Origin of the sequence: uncultured Clostridium sp., assembly GCF_934754915.1 — a bacterium.
In the GTDB taxonomy this organism is placed as follows: Bacteria; Bacillota; Clostridia; order Clostridiales; family Clostridiaceae; genus Clostridium.
In genome coordinates, this window is the sequence record NZ_CAKVKB010000143.1 from 1 (window position 1) to 7,846 (window position 7,846).

General features: G+C 26.7%; 8 protein-coding genes. 2 read left to right on the forward strand and 6 right to left on the reverse strand.

What is annotated here, in order from left to right; translation table 11 throughout:
• Positions 1-1,910, reverse strand: a 1,910-nt coding sequence (locus Q0F58_RS15595) for a diguanylate cyclase (RefSeq protein WP_294378576.1), incomplete at its 3' end; no start/stop codon positions are given.
• A 387-nt stretch (positions 1,911-2,297) separates the two neighbouring features.
• On the opposite strand from Q0F58_RS15595, the gene Q0F58_RS15600 reads away from it, so the two are divergent.
• Together Q0F58_RS15600 and Q0F58_RS15605 are read left to right on the forward strand one after the other, a co-directional pair.
• Positions 2,298-2,876: a 5' nucleotidase, NT5C type gene (locus Q0F58_RS15600; RefSeq protein WP_294378578.1), complete on the forward strand. Its 579-nt coding sequence runs from the start codon at positions 2,298-2,300 to the stop codon at positions 2,874-2,876.
• 164 nt (positions 2,877-3,040) lie between these two features.
• Entirely contained in the window at positions 3,041-3,529 is a 489-nt protein-coding gene (locus tag Q0F58_RS15605; RefSeq protein WP_294378580.1) for an HD domain-containing protein, read from the forward strand.
• A gap of 62 nt (positions 3,530-3,591) precedes the next feature.
• Here the strand turns inward: Q0F58_RS15605 and Q0F58_RS15610 are convergent, their stop codons facing one another.
• The 5 genes from Q0F58_RS15610 to Q0F58_RS15630 form a co-directional block, all read right to left on the reverse strand.
• Complete coding sequence (locus Q0F58_RS15610) at positions 3,592-4,728, reverse strand: DUF116 domain-containing protein (protein WP_294378581.1); 1,137 nt, start codon at positions 4,726-4,728, stop codon at positions 3,592-3,594.
• Positions 4,729-4,979: 251 nt separating this feature from the next.
• Positions 4,980-5,501 carry an NUDIX domain-containing protein gene (locus Q0F58_RS15615; RefSeq protein WP_367118202.1) on the reverse strand — a complete coding sequence of 174 codons (522 nt, stop codon included), beginning with the start codon at positions 5,499-5,501 and terminating at the stop codon, positions 4,980-4,982.
• Between the two features lie 499 nt (positions 5,502-6,000).
• Positions 6,001-6,633: a DUF3793 family protein gene (locus Q0F58_RS15620; RefSeq protein ID WP_294378586.1), complete on the reverse strand. Its 633-nt coding sequence runs from the start codon at positions 6,631-6,633 to the stop codon at positions 6,001-6,003.
• A gap of 23 nt (positions 6,634-6,656) precedes the next feature.
• Positions 6,657-7,067 carry a flavodoxin gene (locus Q0F58_RS15625; protein ID WP_294378602.1) on the reverse strand — a complete coding sequence of 137 codons (411 nt, stop codon included), beginning with the start codon at positions 7,065-7,067 and terminating at the stop codon, positions 6,657-6,659.
• A 171-nt stretch (positions 7,068-7,238) separates the two neighbouring features.
• Positions 7,239-7,846 (reverse strand): DMT family transporter (locus Q0F58_RS15630; protein WP_294378604.1); only part of this gene is annotated, 608 nt, incomplete at its 5' end.

Genomic DNA, 7,846 nt, shown 5'->3' on the forward strand with positions numbered 1-7,846 from the left:
TCTCCTCCATATCGTGCTATAAAATCTGACTTTCTGCATGATACTTTTATACACTCAGAGACCTTCTTTAAAACTTCATCTCCTTGAGGATGTCCATAATTATCATTATACTTTTTAAAATAATCTATATCTATCATTGCAAATGATATAGGTATTCTAGCTCTATTAATACTAAGCTCTTCCCAATTATTTGATAAATACTCATCTAAAGCTCTTCTATTTGGTACCGATGTTAGGCCATCAGTAGCACTTAAATTTTTAAATATTTCATTTAATCTCTTAATTTCTTTGTTCTTTCTATATATTATACTTGTAAATACAATACTTGAAAAAGCTATCAATCCTAAAAATATTGATATTATTTTTGTTATTTTTTGAGATTCTTCCAATTGACCAATACGTAATTCATTTTTATCACTATTGAATTTGCTTATTAAATAATGTGAATATTGAGCATCTGTATCATTCTTTGCTTCACTTCTTATATTATTATTAATATGAGAATATTCAAATGCTGTTTTATAATCACCTAAAGCCACATAATTCATATAGATTTTCTCATTATTGTCTTCTATTAAATTCAATAGTTCTCTTTCATCTATCATTTCCTTAGCATTCAAATAACATTCTAATGCTTCTGAATATCTTTCAGTTCCATAGTATATGTCTCCCTGTAAATTTTCCATTGATATATCCATATCCATGTATGAAAATTCAATGTCAGTATTATTATATCCAGCCTTAAATTTATCCAAATACACCTGAGCCTGTTTGAAATCCTCTAATCTTGTTAAAATTTCTGCTTTATACATGTCAAGCATAGCTAAATCATCAACTTTCTTTTTTCCATCCCCTTGTTTTTTTACATAAAATTCTGTAAATTCCAAAGCTTCTTCAGCATCTTTATATCTTCCGGATTTAGTATATGCATCAACTAAATTCATCCATGCATATGATGGTATGAAATAATCATAATCATTTGGAAATGTCTCTGGCATATTATCAATTACCATATTTAAATATTTAATTGCATCATTATAATTTCTAATTGCATCATTATAATTTCTAATTTCTAAAAAATCAATTGCAAGATCTATTGATAAAAACTCCACTTTATCAGCTTTATTTTGATCATAATAAACAGACAATGCTTCAAGCTTATGATTTATAGCTTGTATCTGTTGATTATCATACCAGTATGCTGTCCCTAAGTAATAATCCACATTTCCAATATCATCATATTCAATTTCCTTTGCAAGAGCTAATGCTTCTTCAAGTATGTCTATACACTCAGATGCTGACATATCTCCATCCATAAACTGTTTACCTTTTAAAAGACTTAATCTTACTAAATATTCTTTATCACTTTCATCTTTATATATTTCCTTTACTTTTTCAAACATAGCTTTTGATTCTTCTTCATCTATTTTATGTAAAATATTACTTTGTTCATAATATATACGTGATTTTAATTTTTTATCTGCTTTATCTGGCAAAACATCTGCTGCTTTTTCGAAATACTCTAACGCTGCTTCTTCATTTGAATTTATCTTTTCATTGAACCATTGTACAAAATAGAACTTGCCCAGTTCTTCTTTATCTTTTAAATTTTCAAATTCCTGTCTTTCTTCTTCTGCCAACCATTCAATATCTACATATCCATCATTAATTGGCTCTCTCTCCAACAATTCTCTTGCTATTGCATCCAATTTTTCATTAAAGTTGTTTTTCTCAATATTGACCTTTGAGAAAAACAATGTGGTTATTGAAATAAATATAACTCCTAGAAATATCAATAATTTCTTAATATTTATTTTTCCATTTTTCTCTTTAACACTTTTACATACTGCTTTCAGATTATGAATTAGTAAATTTTCTTTTTTTTCATCAAGTAGTACCTTACCTCTCATATTATATCTATTGTTATGATTTATACATCATATCTTCTATACGTATAAGTAATAACATTTGTTTGCATTTGGCTATATTGTATCATAATTTATCGAAAATCGACAGCTTTTTATACTTTTTATTTTTTATAAGATATATCACCCAGAAATACTCATTAAAATTTGAATAACACAATTTTAAAATTGAGTTTAATAAAATATTAAGCATAAAAACATTGTTATTTATAGTTATTTTAAAATTTATACGCATGTCTAAATTCGTAATTAATGATCAACATTTAAGTAAAATTATTTTTTAGACTATAAAGTTTTTTACATTCAATAACAAAATCTTAATATCCATTTAAACTACACAATTTATAATTGATATATGAAGGGAGCGATTATATGAAATCTTTAAATATATGTATCGATATTGATGGAACAATCACAGATCCATATTACTGGCTTGATTATGCCAACGACTATTTCAACATAAACTTCACAAAAGAAGACGTTACAGAATACAGTATTGCTAAAGTATTAAACATTGAAGAAGAAAAATATCTAAAATTCTACGAAGATAAAAAATTTGAAATGCATTCTAAAGAAAAGTTAAGAAACGATGTTTTGGATGAACTTAATTTCCTATATAAATCAAATAATATTTATTTTGTAACTGCAAGAGACAAATCATTAGAATTGTTGACTAAAATATATTTAAATCAATATAGTATTCCTTTTGATGATCTCTATGTACTAGGTACCCCTGATAAAGTTTCAACTGCACAGGATTTATCTTGTGATGTATTTATAGAAGACAGCTATAGTAATGCTTTATCTTTATCATCTAATGGTTTTAAAGTACTCTTAATTGATACAAACTACAACAAACTTCCATTAAATGACAATATAACACGAGTTTATAACTGGAGACAGATCTCCCAGATTATTTCTAAACTTTCAGAAAAAGAGGATGTTGTTTAATACTTAAACTCATCCTTTCTCTCTAAGCTTCTCTATATTCTCAATATTATATAAATTTAAGTAAGATAAACATATCATTTCCACTATTTATATAAATTTTCAATTCATTATGGTAATATATACTTAAGAAGAAACTACAAAATTAAATGTAACGAGGTATAAAAATGAATATATCAGAAATTATGGTAAAGATGATTGAATATTCAAATGGAAACCTTCATGACATTAATCATCTTATAAAAGTTCATACATTTGCAAGAACTATATGTCAATGTGAATCCATTTCAAAAGAAACAGAAAAAATTATTGAAATTGCAGCTATTGTCCACGATATTGCTTGCCCATTATGTAGAGAAAAATATGGTAATACTAATGGAAAATATCAAGAAAAAGAAGGAATGATTCTGACAAAAGAATTTCTTAAAGATACTGGTTTATCATCTTCTGAAATTGAAAGAATTGTTTACTTGGTAGGTCATCATCATACTCTTTCAGACATAGACGGCATGGATTATCAAATTTTAATTGAAGCTGATTATCTGGTCAATGCAGATGAAAGTAATTACTCTAAAAGCAATATAAAAAATATGATGGAAAAATATTTTAAAACATCAACTGGAATTTCACTTTTAAAATCCATGTATAATGTTTAAATTTACCAATTGAATTAATACATAAAAATAAGACAGTAAGTATATGTAAAAATATTTACTGTCTAAAATTTTGTTAATATATGCAACAGCCTTTCTTCATTAATTTCAGTCATATTTCCTTTATTTAAAAGCCAATGATTTTTACATCCTACTTGTTCAAGCAAAACACATTGAGGTATAAATCCAAGTCTTAGTGCTTTAAATCCTCCACTTACAAGGTTAATTATACATGCAATTCCAACTATTCCATAAGAATTATTATCATAATTTTTTATTGAATTCATATCTGTTTCATGAGGTATTACTCTTACATAAAAATTATAAATTTCTCCTAATCTTCTAAGTCTGTTTACATTGCACAAGGATGAGCATCCAACACACTTATAACCATTTCTGCACTTACGGCTCATGCACTTCCTATCCTGCTGTCTCATACATGCTGGCAAAAAAATAATTTTATGCTTTGCATCTAAAAAACTCTTTCTATATACGTCATTCATAATCTCACTACATACCATATTAAAAAAATACTGTATTTTCCCTTTTCCACAATAAATTATATCTTCTCTGTTATTATGCTCCACTCTATACTTGCTTAAATAACTTTCTACATTTGCAACATATATATTTAATGTGTTTTCACATATATTTTCAAATTCTTTAGCTAAATCTAATGCTGATGCCAAAAATCTCTTTCTAAAATTTTTATCTTTATTTTCTAAATATTTCTTCCAATTATATAATCTTTTTAATTCTTCTTGAAAATCCCCACTGCATTCAAGCCATCTCAATAAATTATTAATATTATCATAGTTACAAGGAGATTTCTTTTTTCTTTTTATAAGAATTTTAGTATTCATTACTCCGCGAAACTTGTCCATAAAACTTTTGATAATATTTATATTTCTGTATTTGTTCAATAATTTAAGTAAAATTTCTTCCTGCAAATTTATATTGTCTACAAATGAATCATATTCTTTTTTAAGCACTCCAATTAATAAAAACTCTATAAAATATTCTTTATCTGTTCTTAGATTTTCAATACTATTAATTGTTATATAATTAGAAAAATCAGATATATAAACTAGACTTTTATTAAATAAACTATTGATAACTTGGTTTTTTACAGTCTTCACTTTTTCATAATATTCATTAGAATTTTCATTTCCGCCTTTAAGATTGTAAGTTAAATAACACATATCTTCTCCATAATCTTCTAATTTATATCTTTTCTAAAATCAATATCCATACCTTTGCAATAATAAAGCATATTCAAAGAAAATAAATTAATTCTTTTCAATTTATATGATATAAATAATTTCACCAAACATATAAACTTGATATAATAATATATTTTTCACGCATTATCCAGAATATTACAATATCATCAGATTTTTTAGCATTATATACTGCAATATTCAATAAATATCTTTAATAAAATTTCTACTATCTATTTTTTTATTAAATTATGGTATATTTCTTCTAATACATAAGTTTCTCGCTCTATCCAGTTAGCTTTATTTTTACTATTGCATTCAATGATTTTCTTATTGTTTTCTATAGCTTCACCAACATCAATCCATACTGGTTCAAATTGCAGTTTTGCTTCATATGCATCAAGCTTCTGCTCTCTTATTTCATTTGTAACCTCAGCAATATAATAATATGAAATCATCTTGAATATTCTATTATGAACATATTTATCTTTGCTTTTTTCAGTAACAATTCCCATCTGTCTTCCTATATTTTTTGCAACATATCCAGTCTCTTCTTCTATTTCCCTTTTGAGAGCTTCTATTTTGCCTTCTCCTTTCTTTATTCCTCCGCCAGGGAATTTGTAATCTTTATTTTTTGAATGAACCATCAGTATCTTTTTATCTTTTAATATTATGGCCCTAACAGCTTCTCTGTAATTAACATTACCTATGCTGTCACTTACTTTATCAATTTGAAACAGCTTGTTAAATAGCATACCTATTTCATTCACATCCCTTCATTAATATCCTTTTATATTATTATTTCATAATTTAACTATTCTATAACATAAATTATACTTCAATTATTCCACAATGTAAAAAAAAGTTAATATAGTGCAAAATTGTGATTAAATATAAAATGACCTGAGAGAAAATCCCCTCAGGTCTTATGATAATTTTATATTATGCAGCTACTAAATCTGTTCATATTTAATCACCAAAATATTCAATTATATATGATAGTTAATTTTCGGTTAATTACCTCATGTTTATTAAGGAGTCATAAACAAACATAAGATTTGATTATATTAAAGTGTGTGTTTAAAATGTATTCATTCATGTTAATAATTTAAGACGTTAATCTAGCTGTGTGTAGGACTAAATTAATTTACAATATATGTGATTTACTTTTAAGTGTGGAGTTTAAAAATAAATCGTATCTCTATTTCACGTGTTATTACCTGTTTTATTTAATCTGCATAAAGTGTGTGGAGTCTATATGCAGACAACATTATAAAAGGAGTCTTTTATGCTTGACACTATTATGCGCGATGAGTTTCCATCAAGCATATTTTTTATTGTATAATTTTTTATTTTATCATATTGATTGAATATATTCTTTGCTTCTTCTGAATTGTTATAGACCTTCCAGTATCCGCAAAGAAGACATTTTTTAGTAGTACATTCCATAAAATCTTTAACATCTTCAAAAGGTATTCCTAAGAATAACCCTAGTTCATGTGGACAATGATATTTTTCATATCTTTCTTGTAAAGTATTTACATACTGATTAATTTCAATTTTGCGTGGATAACCTAATCCTATGAGAAAATTTCTTACATTTTCTTTGGAAAGTTCTCTTTTAAGCACTTCTTCATCATATATCATAAGTATTATAGAATTATCATTTTCTCTGAGTTCTATATATTTAAGATTTATGTCTCTAAGAAACTTTTTTCCATAAATATTCCAGTTTTTATACATTTTTAAATCTTTCTTTTTAAGCCCGATTGTTACTGCTGGTTTTATTCCTGCTATAACCCATGAACTATTGTACACAAGAAAATTTTCTATGTATTCTTCATTTTCCATTGAATTTAACCTATTGTAAAAATCAAGATACTTCATTATTCATCATCCACCCTGTTTTATTATAATGAAGCTATTTTTTTACCAAACTCTATGCATTCAGCTTCATCAGCTTCATTTTGATTTATTAAACAGTCTAATGTAATTACACATCCATAACCTGTCATTCTTTCTTCAAAATCTCTCATCCATTGACCATCTCCCCATCCGTATGATCCAAATAATGCAGCTTTCTTTCCATTTACTTTACCGCTTATTTCTTCTATGAATGGTTCGAATTCACATTCTTCAAGAACTTCGTCTCCCATTGCAGGACATCCTAATATAAGTACGTCTTCTTTTAATAATTCATCTATTTTAACATCACTTACATTGATTAATTCTGCACTTTTTCCGCTTTCTTCTATACCTTTTGCTATAAATTCAGCCATTGATTGTGTGTTTCCTGTTCCTGACCAATATACTATTTTCATCTTTTATCTTGTCCCCTTCCTATTTGAAAACTGTTCTCAATTAGTATATTATAATATCCAACTATTTTTGTCAAGTATTTTTGAAAATAATTTTTATTTGAGAATTTATTTCATCTAAAGCAAAAAAATTTTCCCCACTTGTGGGGAAAATTTCGAATCTGTATAAAATATTTACTTTTGCTCCATATCCAGCTTCTTATTATATAAAAACATATAAAGTGAAGCTCCAAATATTATAATATATCCTATTACACTTATATAATCTGGAAGAACTCCAAACAGACATAAACTTATTACTGCAGAAAACAATATATTTGTATAATCAAATATAGAAATTTCTTTTCCTGGAGCAAACTTATACGCAAAAGTTATTCCAAACTGTCCAATACTGGCAAACACTCCTGCAAGTATTAAATATGTAAGCTGAAGCAGTGACATTGGTTTATATGAAATAATCATAAGCGGCAATGTTACTACACTTGAGAAAAGTGAAAAATAGAATACTATAGTATCTGGCTTTTCTTTCCCCCCAAGAGATCTTACACATGTATATGCTGCTGCTGCACTTATTCCTCCAAGTGTTCCTGCTAAAGCCGGAATCACTTCAAAGCTAAATGAAGGCCTTATTATAAATAAAGCACCTGCAAATGCAACTGCCAGCGCTATAAACTGGTTAGGTTTGATTTTTTCTTTTAAGAATACTGCTGAAAATATTATCACGAAAAATGGACTTAATTTATTGAGCATATTTGCATCTGATAATATAAGCCTATCTATTG